General features: G+C 54.8%; 10 protein-coding genes and 11 tRNA genes. 18 read left to right on the top strand and 3 right to left on the bottom strand.

Going from position 1 to position 16650, the window contains the following annotated elements:
- Positions 1-87 precede the first annotated feature (87 nt).
- A complete protein-coding gene (locus Mal52_RS22305; RefSeq protein ID WP_197534397.1) occupies positions 88-1020 on the bottom strand; it encodes a fumarylacetoacetate hydrolase family protein in 933 nt (310 codons plus the stop codon).
- A gap of 416 nt (positions 1021-1436) precedes the next feature.
- On the opposite strand from Mal52_RS22305, the gene Mal52_RS22300 reads away from it, so the two are divergent.
- The 3 genes from Mal52_RS22300 to Mal52_RS22290 all read left to right on the top strand — a co-directional run bounded on the left by Mal52_RS22300 (position 1437) and on the right by Mal52_RS22290 (position 6622).
- A complete protein-coding gene (locus tag Mal52_RS22300; protein ID WP_145378735.1) occupies positions 1437-3572 on the top strand; it encodes a 3-hydroxyacyl-CoA dehydrogenase NAD-binding domain-containing protein in 2136 nt (711 codons plus the stop codon).
- Positions 3573-3644: 72 nt separating this feature from the next.
- A complete protein-coding gene (locus Mal52_RS22295; RefSeq protein WP_145378734.1) occupies positions 3645-4808 on the top strand; it encodes an acetyl-CoA C-acyltransferase in 1164 nt (387 codons plus the stop codon).
- Positions 4809-4927: 119 nt separating this feature from the next.
- On the top strand, positions 4928-6622 hold the full coding sequence (locus Mal52_RS22290) for an AMP-dependent synthetase/ligase (RefSeq protein ID WP_197534396.1): 1695 nt from the start codon (positions 4928-4930) through the stop codon (positions 6620-6622).
- A 19-nt stretch (positions 6623-6641) separates the two neighbouring features.
- Here the strand turns inward: Mal52_RS22290 and Mal52_RS22285 are convergent, their stop codons facing one another.
- A complete protein-coding gene (locus Mal52_RS22285) occupies positions 6642-7454 on the bottom strand; it encodes a carbon-nitrogen hydrolase family protein (RefSeq protein ID WP_145378732.1) in 813 nt (270 codons plus the stop codon).
- A gap of 331 nt (positions 7455-7785) precedes the next feature.
- On the opposite strand from Mal52_RS22285, the gene Mal52_RS22280 reads away from it, so the two are divergent.
- The 14 genes from Mal52_RS22280 (at position 7786) to Mal52_RS29940 (ending at position 15461) form a co-directional block, all read left to right on the top strand.
- Positions 7786-8982: an aldose 1-epimerase family protein gene (locus Mal52_RS22280; protein ID WP_145378731.1), complete on the top strand. Its 1197-nt coding sequence runs from the start codon at positions 7786-7788 to the stop codon at positions 8980-8982.
- Positions 8983-9488: 506 nt separating this feature from the next.
- On the top strand, positions 9489-11459 hold the full coding sequence (locus tag Mal52_RS22275) for a 30S ribosomal protein S1 (protein ID WP_145378730.1): 1971 nt from the start codon (positions 9489-9491) through the stop codon (positions 11457-11459).
- Between the two features lie 556 nt (positions 11460-12015).
- Positions 12016-12873: a sigma-70 family RNA polymerase sigma factor gene (locus tag Mal52_RS22270; protein WP_145378729.1), complete on the top strand. Its 858-nt coding sequence runs from the start codon at positions 12016-12018 to the stop codon at positions 12871-12873.
- 432 nt (positions 12874-13305) lie between these two features.
- Positions 13306-13377 (top strand) — tRNA-Phe (locus Mal52_RS22265).
- Positions 13378-13498: 121 nt separating this feature from the next.
- Positions 13499-13569: transfer RNA gene (locus Mal52_RS22260), tRNA-Glu, on the top strand.
- 73 nt (positions 13570-13642) lie between these two features.
- Positions 13643-13714 (top strand) — tRNA-Pro (locus Mal52_RS22255).
- Between the two features lie 70 nt (positions 13715-13784).
- Positions 13785-13856 (top strand) — tRNA-Lys (locus Mal52_RS22250).
- A gap of 56 nt (positions 13857-13912) precedes the next feature.
- Positions 13913-13983, top strand: a tRNA-Gly gene (locus tag Mal52_RS22245).
- 460 nt (positions 13984-14443) lie between these two features.
- Positions 14444-14518: transfer RNA gene (locus tag Mal52_RS29945), tRNA-Asn, on the top strand.
- A gap of 299 nt (positions 14519-14817) precedes the next feature.
- Positions 14818-14892 (top strand) — tRNA-Gln (locus tag Mal52_RS22240).
- Positions 14893-15045: 153 nt separating this feature from the next.
- A tRNA-Val gene (locus tag Mal52_RS22235) sits at positions 15046-15118 on the top strand.
- A 39-nt stretch (positions 15119-15157) separates the two neighbouring features.
- A tRNA-Leu gene (locus Mal52_RS22230) sits at positions 15158-15231 on the top strand.
- 47 nt (positions 15232-15278) lie between these two features.
- A tRNA-Asp gene (locus Mal52_RS22225) sits at positions 15279-15353 on the top strand.
- A gap of 31 nt (positions 15354-15384) precedes the next feature.
- Positions 15385-15461, top strand: a tRNA-Leu gene (locus Mal52_RS29940).
- A 96-nt stretch (positions 15462-15557) separates the two neighbouring features.
- Here the strand turns inward: Mal52_RS29940 and Mal52_RS22220 are convergent.
- Positions 15558-15905: a hypothetical protein gene (locus Mal52_RS22220; protein WP_145378728.1), complete on the bottom strand. Its 348-nt coding sequence runs from the start codon at positions 15903-15905 to the stop codon at positions 15558-15560.
- A gap of 84 nt (positions 15906-15989) precedes the next feature.
- On the opposite strand from Mal52_RS22220, the gene Mal52_RS22215 reads away from it, so the two are divergent.
- A complete protein-coding gene (locus Mal52_RS22215) occupies positions 15990-16532 on the top strand; it encodes a hypothetical protein (RefSeq protein WP_145378727.1) in 543 nt (180 codons plus the stop codon).
- The last annotated feature ends 118 nt before the right edge of the window (positions 16533-16650 follow it).

The raw sequence follows: 16650 nt of genomic DNA, 5'->3' as shown, positions 1-16650 counted from the left end.
TTGATTGGCTATCGAGTTTAACCGATTTGGACGCGCGCTCCAACGCGTATGTTGCCACGATCGCGAAGAGTTTTGTGCGACGGAAAATTAATCCTTTTTGCGTTTTCGCTTTTTACCTTTCTCGCCTTTGACCCGCTCCCCTTTTTTGGCCACGGTATTGCGCAAAATGCCGATTCCCTCGATTTCAACTTCGACGACGTCTCCCGATTTCATCCGGTCGGTTTTTCCGGGGGTCCCCGTGAAGATCAAGTCGCCCGGCAACAGCGTGACATGCTTGCTGATGAAACTGACCGTGCTCGGCACATCGTGCAACAATTGGCTGGTGTTTTCTTCTTGACGGACTTCGCCGTTGAGTCGCAAAGTCATTTTCAGATTGCTCGGATCCAATCCCTGCACGATGAACGGTCCGCAAGGACCAAACGTATCGGCTCCTTTACCCCGCCACCATTGTACGTCTTTAGTCTCGGCATCGTTTTGCCAGGTGCGGGCGCTGACGTCGTTGCCACAGGTCAGGCCGAATACATAGTCCATCGCTTTTTCCACAGGCACGTTTTTGGCCCGTTTGCCGATGACGACAACCAGCTCCGCCTCGTAATGCACGTTTTCGTCACCCGGCGGAATGCGAATCACTCCTCCCTCGGGTAACAATGACGACGGACTTTTAAAAAACGGTTGGGGAATCTGGAATTTCTTGGGAACCTCCGCTCCGGCGAGATGGCTTTTGTAATTGCCAGCCATGGCGAAGACGTGTCGCGCCGACGTGGGAACCAAGATTTTAACGTCGCTCAGCGCATGGGTAGTGTCGGTTTCTTCCCATTTGCGAAACAGGTTGCCTTTGATCTCCCGCACCTGGTCCCCTTCGACAATCGCAAAGGTGGTTTTGTCTCCCACTTTGATTCGCGCAAATTTTTTGGTGCCCGGTGCTTCCTCCGCGCGCGTGAGACCTTGGAACGCCAAACTGAAAACGACAAACATCGTGGAGAGTTTAAAGAGCTGAAACATCGATGTGCGGCGGTGCATGGTGATGGTTCCTTTAGGGAGCAGAGTTTGGCTTTGGTGACGGTATGATTTTGTTAAGACCGATGGTACTCTTGCTCAATTGGCGATTCAATGGCCAGTCATTGCGGTTGCAGAGGCTCATCAATGTGGGGCAATGGGACGCAGTGGGTAGAAAGTAGCGAATAAGACTTTCCCTTACCTCCCTTCCGGTCGGTTGGTTTTCGGTGGATTCCCTGCGACCGATTCGATATTCTAAATCTCCAACGCCACGATGCGGGCGAACAATTCTATTGGGGACAGGGTCGGCAGGCGACCACGACAGTTGCTTTTCCTTTCAATCAATTCAGCGGTAGTCGACGCCTGAACTGTGCGTCGACGGAACGGGTTGTGCCGTTATATGCTTCGGCCACCTTGCAATAATCAAAAGAGAGATGTCCATGGCTAATGTTTTTGAACTGACGGAATTGGACGGCAAGATTGCCTTGCTGACATTTGATGCGCCGGGCAAAAAGGTCAACACGTTCGGGCAGCCTGTGTTGGCGGAATTGACCGAGATCGTCACTCAGCTTGAGGCGCGTGAGGATCTGCAAGGACTGCTCCTGAAAAGCGGAAAGCCGGGGCAATTCATCGCCGGCGCCGACCTCACCGAACTGGGCGCACTGATGCATGCCACGCCGGAACAGCTCGGCGAGAGCATGAAGGTCGGTCACGCGTTGTTCAGCCGCATTAGCAAACTGCCGTTTCCGACCGTCGCGCTCATCGACGGAAACTGCATGGGAGGCGGCACGGAGATCACGTTGTCGATGGACTACCGCATCGCCGCCGATACACCCAAGACAAAAATTGGACTGCCGGAAGTCAATGTGGGAATCATTCCCGGTTGGGGCGGCACACAGCGGTTGCCGCGACTGATTGGACTAAATCCCGCGCTGGATATGATTTGCTCCGGCAATCCGATCACAGGCAAAAGGGCGGCGGAGCTTGGTTTCGCGTTTGATGCGGTGCCGCCCGAACACCTGATCGACGAAGGCCGGCGTTTGATTGCCTATGCCCGTGAATCCGACGATTGGCGAAAACGCCGCACGGAGCTGGCACTGCCGTTGGGACTCTCGGAGGATCAATTGCACTTTTCGCAAGCGACCGCCGAAGGCTACATCATGGGCAAAACCAAAGGGCAATACCCAGCGCCGATCGTTGCCATTCGGGCAATCATGAAAGGGGCCAACTTGCCGCTCGACGAAGCCTTGAAGGTCGAGCAGGAAGCGTCGCTGGAAGTGGTCGGCAGCGAAATCTCGACCAATCTGATTGCCATTTTCTTCATGAATACCCGCTTAGCCCGCGATCCCGGTGTGGCCGACACCAGTATCGTTCCCCGCGACGTGAATCGCGTTGCGGTTTTCGGTTCGGGGTTGATGGGAGCGGGGATTGCCACCTCGCACGCCCGCGTGGGCATTCGCTCATTGATGTTGGACGTCGACGACGACCGCATTGCCGATGGCATGAAACGAGCCCGCAAGGTCGTCGAAGGCCGCATCAAAATCGGCCGCGCGACTTACGACGATCTGGCCAACATGTTGAGTTGCCTGGATACGTCGACCGACAAATCACACGTCGATGATTGTGATGTCGTGGTCGAAGCCATCACCGAACGCGAAGAAGTCAAAACGGCGTTGTACAAAGAACTGGCCGGCCTGATGCGCGACGATGCGATCCTGGCCAGCAACACCTCGACGATCTCCATCACCCGCATGGGCAAATCGGCTCCGCACCCCGAACGATTCGTGGGCATGCACTTCTTCTTTCCTGTTGATCGCATGCAACTGGTTGAGGTCATTCGTGGTGATGATACGAGCGATGAAACAATCGCCACGATTGTCGCCCTCTCGAAACGGATTAAGAAAACGCCGATTGTCGTGGGCGACTGCCCCGGCTTTTTGGTCAACCGCGTGTTGCTTCCTTATATGAACGAAGCTTTGCAGTTATTGCTCGAAGGGGCTTCGATGGACGCGATCGACAAAGCCGCACTGAAGTTCGGCATGCCGATGGGACCGATCGCTCTGCAGGATGTTGTCGGGCTGGATACGTCCTATTACGCCGGCATGACGATGGTCAATGCCTACTCCGATCGCGCGATCCTCACCCCGCTGCTCAAGGACTTGGTCGATGCCGGTCGGATGGGCAAAAAATCGGGCAGTGGATTTCGCAAGTACACCGGCAAAAAGGGCAAACCAGAACCGGATGCCGAATTCACACCGTTTTTGGAAAAAAACCGCGTCGACAATCGCGAGATCTCGCAAGAAGAAATTACGCAACGGTTGTTCCTACCGATGTTCCTGGAATCAACGCGGGTGCTGGAAGAAAACATCGTCCGCGAACCGGGCGACGTCGACATGGGCTTGATTCTGGGAATCGGTTTCCCCGCTTTCCGCGGCGGCATCTTGCGTTGGGCCGATTCCGTCGGAGCGGACCAAATTCTCAAAGACTTGGAACCATACTCACAACTCGGCAAACGCTTTGAGCCCACCGACATGCTCAAGCAACTAGCAAGCAGCGGCAAGAAGATCTACGAATAATTTTGTAGTTTGCGTCAAGATGCACACTACTTCTACGGAAAATAATAGCGGAAAAGAATAAAGGACAAATCCATGCAACAGGCAGTCGTCATCGATGCTGTGCGGACTCCCGTGGGACGGGCCTCTGCAGACCAAGGATATTATCGGGATGTCCGTGCCGAAGATCTGTCGGCCGGCATCATCAAAGCCCTCGTTGAGCGGACCGGCATCGATCGCAATCTGATCGAGGACGTCAAATGGGGTTGCGTACAACAACAGGGCGAACAAGCTTTCGACATCGGTCGCATTGCCGCACTGATGGCCGATTTGCCGATCGAAACCGGCGGCGTCACCATCAACCGTAACTGCGCGTCGAGTCTGCAGGCAATCAATGATTGTGCGATGAGCATCCGCGGCGAATGCGAAGACATTCAAATCGCCGGCGGTGTGGAACACATGGATCACGTCGGCATGAACGACGGTTACAATCCCTGTCCGGGACTGTTCCGCAAATACACCGAAGCCATGATGAATATGGGCATGACCGCCGAATACATGGCTTCGAAGTATCGCATCTCGCGGGAAAAACAAGACGCCTATGCCTGTCGCAGTCACGAATTGGCGGCAAAGGCGACTGACAGCGGCCAGTTTGAAAGCGAGATCATTCCCACCTGGGGCCGCGACAGCGACGGACGCAAGGTGTTGCTGAATGGCGATCAATGCATTCGCCGAGAGACCAACTTGGAGGCACTCGCCGCACTGCGCCCGGTCTTCAATCCCGCCGGCGGTTCGGTGACCGCAGGGAACAGTTCTCCCACCAACGTCGGTGCGGTGGCGATGCTGATTATGTCGGAACAAAAAGCCCAAGAATTGGGGCTAAAACCGATGGCCAAAATTCGTGCGATGGCAGTGGCGGGTGTCGATCCGGTCGAAATGGGGATCGGACCGGTTCCGGCAGTTCACAAGGTCCTGAAGCGTGCGGGTTTGACGTTGGATGATATCGACGCGATCGAACTCAACGAAGCCTTTGCCGTACAAGTGTTGTCCTGTTTGAAAATGCTGGGTATCGACGAAACCAAGGTCAATACCCGTGGCGGAGCCGTCGCCATCGGCCATCCGCTCGGTGCCAGTGGCGCCCGTATTGCCACCACCTTGCTGCACCGCATGCGCGACGAAGGTTCGAAATACGGCATTGCGACTATGTGTGTGGGGCAAGGGCAGGGGGTTGCCACGGTGTTTGAGTCGATGGACAACTAATTGGCAACATACGGCGCCAGTTTGCCAGTGGAAGCCTGTTGCCTTATAAAGAAAGGTGCGTCGCGGCGCACCTTTCTTTTTGATCGTGTTTTATTTGCTATCCCAGATGGAGTTGCATTGTGAGCGAATACAATTTGGGGGCACTACACCGCCGAGTCGCCGAACGTTTGGGGCCGCGCACGGCGCTTCGCTATAAAGAGCACGGTCGGTATCGCGACTATTCCTACGCCGACTACCGTAGCGACGCCGATGCCTTTGCCGCCCAATTGATTAATCTGGGGATTCAAGCGGGCGATCACATTGGATTACTCTCCGAGAATCGCTACGAATGGTTGATCGCCGACATCGGCATTCTCTCCACCGGTGCTGCCGACGTGCCGATGCATGCACCGTTGTCTCCAAAACAAGTGGAATACCAGTTGGGCCACAGCGAAGCACGGGGGGTGATTGTCAGCAATCAACTCCAAGCTGACAAAGTGCTGGAAGTTGCCGGCGACCTGCCCAACTTAGAATTCTTAATCTCCTTTGAACCACTCAAGCCACAAACCAAGTTAAAATACTGGACCTGGGATGGCTTTTTGCAAGCAGGTCGAAACCTGGGTAGGGATGGACAATACCGCGTGCTCAGCCGTGAAGGGATGGTCGGTTCCGACAGCTTAGCAACAATCATTTATACCAGCGGCACGACCGGCAATCCCAAAGGGGTGATGCTGACCCATGGCAACTTGCAGTCCAATTCCGTAGCGATGCTTCAATCCGGAGCCTCGCAACCGGGAGACCTTTCGCTGAGTTGGCTGCCGTACAGCCATATTTATGCGCGGACGGTTGATCACTATCAGGCGATTCTAGCCCAAATGACGGTCTGCATTGCCGAATCGGTCGAGACGTTGGTCCTCAATCTGGCAGAAACGCAACCGAGTTGGATGGCCTCGGTGCCAAGGTTTTACGAAAAGCTGTGGGCCATGGTCGGCCACCTCGACCCGGAAGTCCGCAGCCAACAATTGCAGAAGATTTTTGGCCCCCGGTTGAGACAACTCTCCTCCGGCGGCGCACCGCTCCCTAAGCATATCGCTGAGGGATTCATCGCTGCGGGCATTTCGCTGATGGATGGTTACGGTTTGACCGAATCGTCACCGGTGATCACCTTCAACCGTTTGGACGACAATAAACCCGGCACCGTGGGCAAAGCGATCCCCGGCGTGGAAATCAAAATCGGCGACGAAGGCGAAATTCTCACCCGTGGCCCGCACGTGATGAAAGGGTACTGGAAAAACCCAGACGCCACCGCCGAAACCATTGTCGATGGGTGGTTGCATACCGGCGATGTGGGTGAGATCGACGACGACGGTTTTCTCACAATCACCGACCGCAAGAAGGACCTGATCATCACCTCCGGCGGCAAAAACATTTCGCCCACCGAATTGGAAACGCTGTTGGTCAGCGACGTGTTTATCGACCAAGCTGTGACCTATGGTGATGGGCGACAATTTGTTTCTGCATTGTTGGTCCCCAATTTCCCGCAACTCGAAGCCAAGGCAGCCGAGTTGGGAGCAACGTTAACCGCCGATGGCGATTTTCTTAGCAACGAGGCGCTCGTCGCATTCTATGAGGAACGCGTCGCCCGCGTCATGGAAGCAGTCAGCCAACCGGAACGGGTCAAACGCATTTTGGTACTCGCCCGGCCGTTTCAACTGGAAGAGAATGAACTGACCGCCACGCTGAAGGTCCGCCGGCGATTCATTATCGACAAGTACCGCGACCAACTCGATGCGTTGTACTCCGCCGCTGTCACGAACGCCGATCAGGGTGATTGATCAGCCAGTCTCCGGAGTCTCATTGACCATCGCGACGATGCGATAGTGCCGGTAAATGGCGGCGGATGTCTTGCAATCGCTGAAAATCGAGTTCAGCCAGTGCCAACGACTCGCCGTCGGCCGCCGTTGCTAAGACCGTTCCCCAGGGATCGACAATCATCGAACGCCCATACGACTGCAGCGTCGGCGTATGTCGGCCATGTTGATTGGGGGCAATCACAAAGGCCTGGTTTTCAATCGCCCGCGCGCGGAGCAATACCTCCCAGTGGTCGCAACCGGTTCCAAAAGCAAATGCCGCCGGAACGGCAATCACATCCGCCCGCCGATCAGCCAACGCGCGGAACAGTTCCGGAAAGCGGAGGTCGTAACAAATCGATTGCCCGAGTGTGAAGTCCGGCAATGTTGTGCCGACAATCTCTGCGCCCGGCATGACGAATTCCGATTCGCGGACAGTCACCTTGTCCGGAACATCGACGTCAAATAAGTGCCGTTTGCGATAGCAGGCCAACTGCTGGCCGTCGGGGCCGAACAGCAGACTGGTGTTGTAGATTTTCCCTGCAACTTCGGATTGCTCCGCGATGCTGCCGGCCAGCAGCGTAATGCCCAAGTTCGCCGCCAATTCGCTCATCCGCTGACTCGTCGGTCCGCTGATCGGTTCCGCCGCAGCAACGACGGCTTCCCAGCGACCAATGCAATTGAATAATTCCGGTAGCGCCACAAACGAAGCGCCGCGCTGTGCCGCTTCGGTGACAAGCCGCGCAGCCGCATCGACGTTTCGTGACTTCTCTTCAGTGGACTGCAGTTGCACAACAGCAGCAAGGATTTTAGTCATGAGGGGCTTTGCTCAGTTTGGAAGCGAGATCGTTCCACGTTTCGGCCAAGATTGTAGCACTTCGAGAGTGATCCCCGTAGAATGATCGATCGAGATCGCATCGTCCAGACCAAGCAGCGATTTGATGACAACACAGGGGAACACCGTTGTCAATCGTCTCCCAAACCGACCGCTTGCGGTCGTGCGCGACGTAATCTACCTGACACCACACCGAGAAATTGTAGGGCAGGCTCCCGCCTGCCGCCATGTCATCAAGTCGTTCGTAGTTTACGGCAGGCGGGAGCCTGCCCTACGGTCTCTCGAAATCTTACACAAATAAAGCGAACAGAAAATGACTGAAAAACAGTGGGTATTAACCGACGTCGCTGGTGGAATTTGGTTGGATGATTTTGACTTAGATCCCCAAGACGGACCGTCCCTGGCCGGGGCGACGAATTGGTCGGTGCAGAAACGGACCTTGCAGGGCGGGGTTTCCGCCGGGGTGGATGTGGTGGAGGTCGATAATGGGCGTTTGACGATGTCGATTTTGCCGACCCGCGGCATGGGACTCTGGAAGGGGGCCTGCGACGGTTTGGCGTTGGGATGGAATTCCCCCGTCCCGCAACCGGTCAATCCGGCGTTTGTGAATCAATCCGACCGCAGTGGACTCGGGTGGCTGAGTGGATTCAACGAATTGTTGTGCCGCTGCGGATTATCGTCCAACGGAGCACCCGGGACGGACGTGATCAAAAACAACGAGGGGAACGCCACCGAAACGGAATTGACGCTGCACGGCAAAATCGCCAATACGCCCGCGCACCATGTCGCGGTTTCAATCTGTGATACGGATGCAGGCACGATTTCCGTAACGGGCGTGGTCGACGAAACGATGATGTTCGGCCCCAGTCTGCAGTTGGTCTCCACATTTTCGACGACCGCCGGCAGCAATTCGTTTTCGATTATTGACGAAGTGCGGAATCTGCAAGGGACGCCGGCGGAGTTGGAATTGCTGTACCACACGAATTTTGGAAAACCGTTACTGGAGGAAGGCGCCAAATTGGTGGCTCCAATTCTGGAAATGGCCCCCCGCGACACCCACGCCGCCGCCGACATCGACAGCTACGACGTTTATCTGGGGCCGACCGCCGGATATGCGGAGCAATGCTATTTCTTCGAACTCGCCGCTGACGAAGCGGGTCAAACGCGCGTTTTGCTGCGCAACCGTGCCGGGGATTGCGGACTGAGTATGCGATATGCGAAGAGCCAGCTTCCGTGGTTAACACAATGGAAATGTACACAACTCGAAGCGGATGGGTATGTTACGGGAATTGAACCGGGAACCGATTTCCCCAATCTCAAAACCTTTGAACGCGAGCAAGGACGGGTGGTCGTCCTGCCCCCGGGAGGAAGCTATCAAGTCCGCATCGATTTTGAGATACACGGAACCGCCGAAGCGGTCGCCACCACAGAACACGAAATCCGCGCGCTTCAGGAACATTTCGTCCCCCAGGTGCACCGTACTGCGCTGCCAAAGTACTCTGGCAGTTGATGAATCCCGCTGCGAGGGCACAGGGTTGTCGGCGAGAAAAAGTGGCAAATTCCTCCTCCCAGACCGGGGAATGGGGCGTATGTTGCTAGATTCAATACGGGAATATTTGCTATAGTCGCCGTACTTTCCCAATGACATACAGGAGGCGGGCCCCCGTTTTTCGTGGTGATGTTGTGTAATCGCCCACGGGGGCAAAGGTTTGTCTGCTCAACGAGCCTTTTCTGAAACCCATTTACATTTTTTCGTTCAATCGTCTGTCAGCTCACAATTTTGCGCGTTTCTTGAGGCGGCTGCTGTCCGCGACGACGTGTCTCTCGACTCCCCAACCGGTTGTCAAAAGTTGTTTCCCAGCATTCGGGAAGTCCAACCGCTGCAACGGGGATTTCCCACGGAAACCGAGAACATCGTTTTATCGACGGACTTGCTTGGCAGTCGCAAAATTTCCGCTGTGCATGCCTCCGTATGTTCCGCTCAAAAATTGATGATGACGACAGTTAAGGATCTCCATGGTCGATCGTAATTTAATTCGTGAATTCAGTATCAGCGACGACGAGTTTGAGTCGTATTTTGACACGGCGTTGCAAGAAGGTGAGGACGATTCTCAGGAGATCGATGCGATCTACCGCGAGATGCCTTCCTACGAAACGGGCAGCATCCTGACCGGCGTTGTGCTGCGTCAAGAAGGCACCGACGTTCTGGTCGATGTCGGATATAAAAGCGAAGGCATTGTCCCCGGCAATGAATGGGATGCGGACGAAGATTTCCCGCAACCGGGCGATTCCATCGAAGTCCTCCTGGAAGAAGTCGAGGACGAGATGGGGATGGTGCTGCTTTCCAAACGGAAAGCGGACCGGATTCGTGATTGGGAAAAGGTCATTTCCAAGCACGAGGAAAACGACATTGTCACCGGAAAAGTGGTACGAAAAATCAAAGGCGGACTGCTGGTCAATATCGGCGTCAACGTCTTTTTGCCCGCCAGTCAAGTCGACATCCGTCGTCCTTCGGACATTGGCGATTACATCGGCCGCACAGTGCAGTGCATGATCCTCAAGATCGACGAAACCCGCCGCAATATCGTGGTTTCGCGGCGTAAACTGATCGAAGACCAGCGGCAGGAAATGAAACGGAGCCTGTTGTCCCGGATCGAAGTCGGACAAATCCGTCGCGGTGTGGTCAAAAACATCGCCGACTTTGGAGCGTTCGTCGACCTGGGCGGCATCGATGGTTTGTTGCACATTACGGACATCACCTGGGCCCGGATCAATCACCCCTCAGAAAAACTGTCGATCGACGACGAGATCGACGTCATGATTCTGAATGTCGATACCGAACGCGAAAAGATCGCGTTGGGGCTGAAGCAGAAAGAACCGAGCCCGTGGGACGCGGTCGAAGAACGTTATCCGGTCGGCGACAAAGTCTCCGGCGAAGTTGTCAACGTGATGACCTACGGAGCGTTCGTGAAGCTGGAAGACGGGATCGAAGGTTTGGTGCACATCAGCGAGATGTCCTGGACCAAGCGGATCAATCACCCCAACGACCTGGTCCATATCGGCGACATCGTCGATGTGATGGTCTTGGGAATCAACAAGGAGAAAAAGGAAATCTCCTTGGGTATGAAACAGACGACTCCCAACCCCTGGGACGAAGTCGCCGCCAAATACCCGCCCGGTGCCAACATCGACGGAACCGTGCGGAACCTCACCAATTATGGTGCGTTTATCGAAATCGAAGAGGGGATCGACGGGCTGTTGCACATCAGCGACATGTCCTGGACCCGCAAAATTTCGCATGCCAGCGAAATGCTGCAAAAAGGGGACTCGATCAAATGTCAGGTCATTTCAGTCGATCAAGAGCGGAAACGGATCGCTTTGGGCTTGAAACAATTGGAAGAGGACCCGTGGGAAAAAGACATCCCCGACCGTTTCCAACCGGGATCGATCGTACAAGGCAAAGTCACCAAGCTCACCAACTTTGGTGTCTTCGTCGAGTTGGAAGACAACCTGGAAGGCTTGTTGCACGTTTCGGAATTGGCTGACCATAAGGTCGAAAACCCCGAAGACGTAGTCAAAGTCGGTGAGGACATCGAAGTTCGCATTCTGCGTGTCGATACCGCTGACCGCAAGATCGGCCTGAGCCGCAAACTTTCTGAGGAAGAAGAGCAAGCTGCCGCAGCCGACGGAGGTACCGAAGGTGGTACCGCTTCAGGCGATTCGGCCGCTCTACGCGAGCCGCTCAAAGGAGGCATCGGCGGCGGACAAGGTCCGTTGTTCTCAATGGATTCGCCCGAAGCCGAAACGGCGACGGCCGAAGCTGCCACCGAAGAAGCTGCTACCGAGGAACCTGCTGCCGAAGAAGCGGCGACTGAAGAAGCAACAACCGAAGAACCCGTTGCTGAGACAGCCGAAGCGGAAGCAACTGACAAGGATGCCGAAGAGGCTCCTGCAGAGGAAGCCGAGGAGAAACCGGTCTCCGAGTAGGACAAACCCGAATACAAACCGTGACTGTCGATTCGATGATTGGTTTCGACGTTTCACTATTGGGTTTTAGAAATTGCAGTTCATAAGAAACTCGTGGTCGCCTGAGTGCGGCCACGAGTTTTTTCGTAAAAAGCTGCAAATTGCCGGCGCCTCCCCGCGTTGATGACTGAGGTCACGTCGCCCCGCCCCGCTTCGATCCGCGCCCATCTAACCGTCAGAACATCTCTGGTCCACACTGCCCAGCATGAGAGGCCGTTATTATTGCGCCACGTGATTCGCACAATGGCGGGTAAGGGATCTGCAGCGGCTTTCTAGTTCAGCTATCCCAAATCACAGGCCGATAACTCAAAACGGCGAACGTTCCGTTACCGGTATTGAATGAGTGTTCAACGGTACGTCTCAGCCCGCCGCCAAAGCGGAGAATCGTTGCAGGTGTTCTAAACGGTCGTTTGGAACGCCCGCTCGTCCGCCAAGGGTGGTCCGGCGCATGGAATGCGAATGAGCCACAGGATTGTCCGGCAATATCGTGATCTTCCACTCGACTCGCAGAATCAATATGAAAACCGACATAGAATCTACACAAAAAACGCGACGTCGATCTTCTTCGGCCGTGCAAAGTCCGTTGGAGACTTACCTCCGCGAGATCAACGAAACTTCGTTGCTCACCGCGCAAGAGGAGAAGGATCTGGCTTATCGGATTGCAGAATCCGATACCGAAGCCCGGGATCGCATGGTACGGGCCAACTTGCGGCTGGTGGTGAATATCGCCCGCAGCTACACCGGCAAAGGTCTGCCGCTGCCAGATTTGATCGAAGAGGGCAACCTGGGATTGCTTCGCGCCGTGGAAGGGTTCGACCCGGAAATGGGAACGCGGTTTAGCACCTATGCCAGTTATTGGATCAAACAATCCATCAAACGGGCTTTGGTCAATTCGGCCAAGACAATTCGCATCCCCGCCTATATGGTGGAATTGCTTTCCAAGTGGCGTCGCTCCTCGGCCCGTCTGCAAGATGAGTTAAAACGAACGCCGACCGCTGAGGAAATCGCGCGGGATCTGGATATCCCCAAGAAGAAATTGGGGATCGTGAAAAAAGCGATTCAACTCTACAACAACAATCCGCAAACCGACCAAACCGACGGCGGCTGGTCGCTCGGTGAAATGATCGCCGATGAGCGGACCAAAGGTCCCGAAGCGGAACTGGTCGATAGCGACAACCTCCGCCACGTTTTCGAAATGCTCGAAAAAATGGATGATCGCGAATCCACGATCCTCCGCATGCGATTCGGCCTCGACGACGGCGAACCGCGCACGCTGAAAGAAATCGGCGAAACATTGGGGCTGACCCGCGAACGTGTGCGGCAAATCGAAAGCGAATCGCTGGCAAAACTGGCGACCGGCTTAGCTGTCGATTGATGCCCAGAGGATCCCATGAAATCCACATCACCCCCGGAATGTCCGGGGGTTTTTTTATGCGCCGGCCGCGCCTTCCCAGGCTTTTATAAAAAAATAGCAAATTCCGTGAACCAATTGCCGTGCTGTGCGTCTTAAGTTTCAGAAGCAGTGAAAACAATTCATTGCTGGATGAAAACAGAAGCCAACGCGAATTTTTGCCAACGAGTCAAAAGATGTCTTACCTAAAACCAAGTTTTCACCGCGAACCCCAGATGGATCAACAGTCGATCGCCTACCCGGCGAATATGCTGACGGTCTATCCATTGCGCACGTGACACCTGGTTTGATTTTAGGGAGAGACTCTCCATAGCCCGGTGTCACAGACGCGACACCGGGCTTTTTTCGTTTCAAAAATTCGGGCGACGCCACGTAAAGTCGCGCACGACACAACTCGGGTCGGTAGCTGAGACGGCATAGCGGCGGTTTGAAGCACCGCAGACGAGGATTCGAGCGCCTCCCGACCCACCTTTTAGTAGGCAGTAGACAGTAGGCAGTAGGCGGTAGACAGAAAAGGGATTGTTGGGGATGTGTTTGAAGTTGGAGGAATCATCTGTCTACTGCCTACCGTCTACTGCCTACTGAGCAAGCTCCGTTCGTCTAATGGCAGGATCGCGGTTTTTCAGTCCGCAGACGGGGGTTCGATTCCCCTACGGAGTACTTTTTTTTGGTTTCAAAACCTGGTTTTGAAACAAGAGTTTTTGAGTCTCGTTTTGTTTTGCGAGACCACATGCGGGATGTAGGGGAACGGTACCCCACGTGGTTTGGGACCACGTAGTCGTCGGTTCGACTCCGACCATCCCGATTATTGACACGGAACAGGAGAAACCCAATGACACACCTTCGACATAAACACCGGCACCACGCACAAATTCGAGGTCGTGGTGTAACGGCAGCATCCCTGGCTTTTAACCAGGCGGGTGGGGGTTCGAAACCCTCCGGCCTCACTTAAAACGAATCACGAAACTCTCACGCTGCTCTTTGACAATTCACTCCACAACAAGCGCCCATGATGTAGCGGAAGCCTACCGCCTTGCCATGGCGGAAGCGCGGGTTCAATTCCCGCTGGGCGCTCTCATTTGATTGTGTGGTTTAACGACGATGCGTTGGCCACGGGGTACTTAGCCACAGATGCAACACAGATAAAACACAGATTCGCAGACGTGAAACACAACATCCCAAACCGACGGCTTGCCGTCGTGCACGGGGCTCCTTGTCCAGCAGTGTGTCCCAATGGTCTCCAACGTAAAACACTCGACCGGTTCGTTCACTATGGATTATCGAAATGGCCGCTGTGCAGCTGAATTTCATGATGCCTCGTCGTACGAATATTTGCGCAAAATGCAAAATGTTTAAAACGTGACTAGCACGGATTGAACACCGACGAAAAGGTTGGCGGGGATCATAGTGCGAAGAAGTTAGGCACTTACCTCAAACAAATGTCGGGCCGAAGGGGCTTGGCGAGTCAGCAACTTATCTGTGTTTGATCTGTGTTCCATCTGTGGCTGATCAACGCATTGAATCAACAAACTATTGCGGTGGGGCCTGTGCTGGAACGGGCGGGCGGCTGTTAACTGTCTGGACGCAGGTTCAATTCCTGCCACCGCAGCTTTGGGAAAGAGTGGCCGGTGGCCGGTGGCCAGTGGCCAGAGATACGCGGGGAAACCAAACGGCAATTGAATGCCAGCCCTATGGTCTACGGCCTAAAGCCTAGAGCCTCTTTCCCTCACGCCTGTCCCCTCAAGCCTCAAGCCTAAGGCAGAAAAGAGTGGCCGGTGGTCGGTGGCCAGTGGCCAGAGATGGGGGGGAAACCAAACGGCAATTGAATGCCAACCCTATGGTCTACGGCCTAAAGCCTACGGCCTCTTTCCCTCACGCCTGTCCCCTCAAGCCTCAGGCCTTCCCCAATGCGGGGTAGTTTCTGCTGGTAGAAATACGTGGCTTTGAACCACGTGTCCGCAGGTTCGATTCCTGCCCCCGCAATTTTGGAAAAGAGTGGCCGGTGGTCGGTGGCCAGTGGCCAGAGATGCGGGGGTAAACCAAACGGCAATTGAATGCCAACCCTACGGTCTACGGACTAAAGCCTACGGCCTCTTACCCTCACGCCTGTCGCCTCAAGCCTCAGGCCTACTACAAAGTCCTGTGGCCTAGCGGCGAAGGCGGCTCTTTTACACGGAGCGGATCGAGGGTTCGAGTCCCTCCAGGACTACTTGTCATCGGTTTTGAAACTTATTGGTGTGAATTGCACGCCCAGATACGCCAATCGGCAGAGCGGCTCGGCTTAAACCCGAGCGATTGTGAGTTCGAATCTCACTCTGGGTAGATGACAGAGTTGGAAATTATCCAATCCTCGACATTCAAGAAACCAAGTCTCCGTAGAGCAGTCCGGAGTGCTCGCCACCCTGTCACGGTGGAGGTCGTGGGTTCAAATCCCATCGGAGACGCTTTTGATCAGCAAACGGCCCAGCAGTAAATGGCACGGTACGCAAACGGAAAAGCGGCGAAGCTCAAACCTTCGTGATCGTCTGTGGGTTCGACTCCCACCCGTGCTACTCCACAGCGCAACATCACCCCGTAGGGTGCGTCGCGACGCACCTTTCTGTGTCGGACAGTTGGGCATCCCAACGAAACAATTTGCTGCACACCATTCAATAAAAATTTTTAGCCACAGAGAACACAGAGATCACAGAGAGACGTTGAGATTTAAAAAACGGATTCAGTGTTTCAACATCGCCAACTTTATCCTCCGCGGCTTTGCGCCTTTGCGTGAGGTATTTTCCACACCGATGGTCACGACAAGACGATCGGTCTCCCTTTTGAATCATCCGGCCCATAGCGGCTGACGAAAGATATTTTTCAATGACACATATTACGAATTTTGAACCCGACCCTTTACCGATTTCTGCTCCGGCATCTGTAAATGCACCGCCGCCGGAGCGAGATAATTTGATCCAAGAGCGGATGCACAGCGTTTTGTTATTTATAGGAGACAGCATGCTCGCCGAACGGCCGCGGCCGCATTCACGTGGTTACGTGATGACACCGTCGCCACCGGCGAAGACGTGATCGAAAACAACACCATGGAGGAATTCCCATTTATACTCATCAACGACATCGAACGGACACTCGCCGCCGACCCCCTGTTTCGGCAGGGGCTCGAATATGGACGGCCGCGGCGGGGGCATCCCGAGGGGGCGATCAAATACCACATCGCCGCCGTGATCCAAAACATCGAGCAGTGGTATGCCCCATCGCCGTATTACCACTCATTACGGCTCGTTGCGCTGATTCATGACACGTTTAAGTTTCAAGTCGATCCGACCAAACAGCGCAGCGGGCCGAATCACCATGGCGCCTATGCCCGGAGATTCGCAGAGCAATACATCACCGACGAAGCAGTTTTGGAAATCATTGAATTGCACGACGAAGCCTACAACGCATGGGTCGCAGGCGACCGCCGTGGCAAATGGAAGACAGCGATAAAACGGGCAACGCGCTTGATCGAGCGATTAGACAACAACCTCGACCTCTATCGCGCTTTCTATCGCTGCGACAACGAAACAGGAGACAAATCACAAGTAGGACGCGAATGGTTTGAAGAACTGATTGCCAAGACGACGTGACGCCACGAGCCGACCGCCGTCAACACGCGTCGGCTGGGCATTGGCGAGCCCCGGTGGCTGTAACCCACCCGTCCCAACGGACTATGGCGGTTCAACTCCGTCTCGACGCACTGGGGAG

The sequence above is a fragment of the Symmachiella dynata genome (assembly GCF_007747995.1).
GTDB classification, from domain to species: Bacteria; Planctomycetota; Planctomycetia; order Planctomycetales; family Planctomycetaceae; genus Symmachiella; species Symmachiella dynata.
Note: the sequence above shows the minus strand (reverse complement) of the source record. Positions and strands in the feature narration are given on the sequence as shown.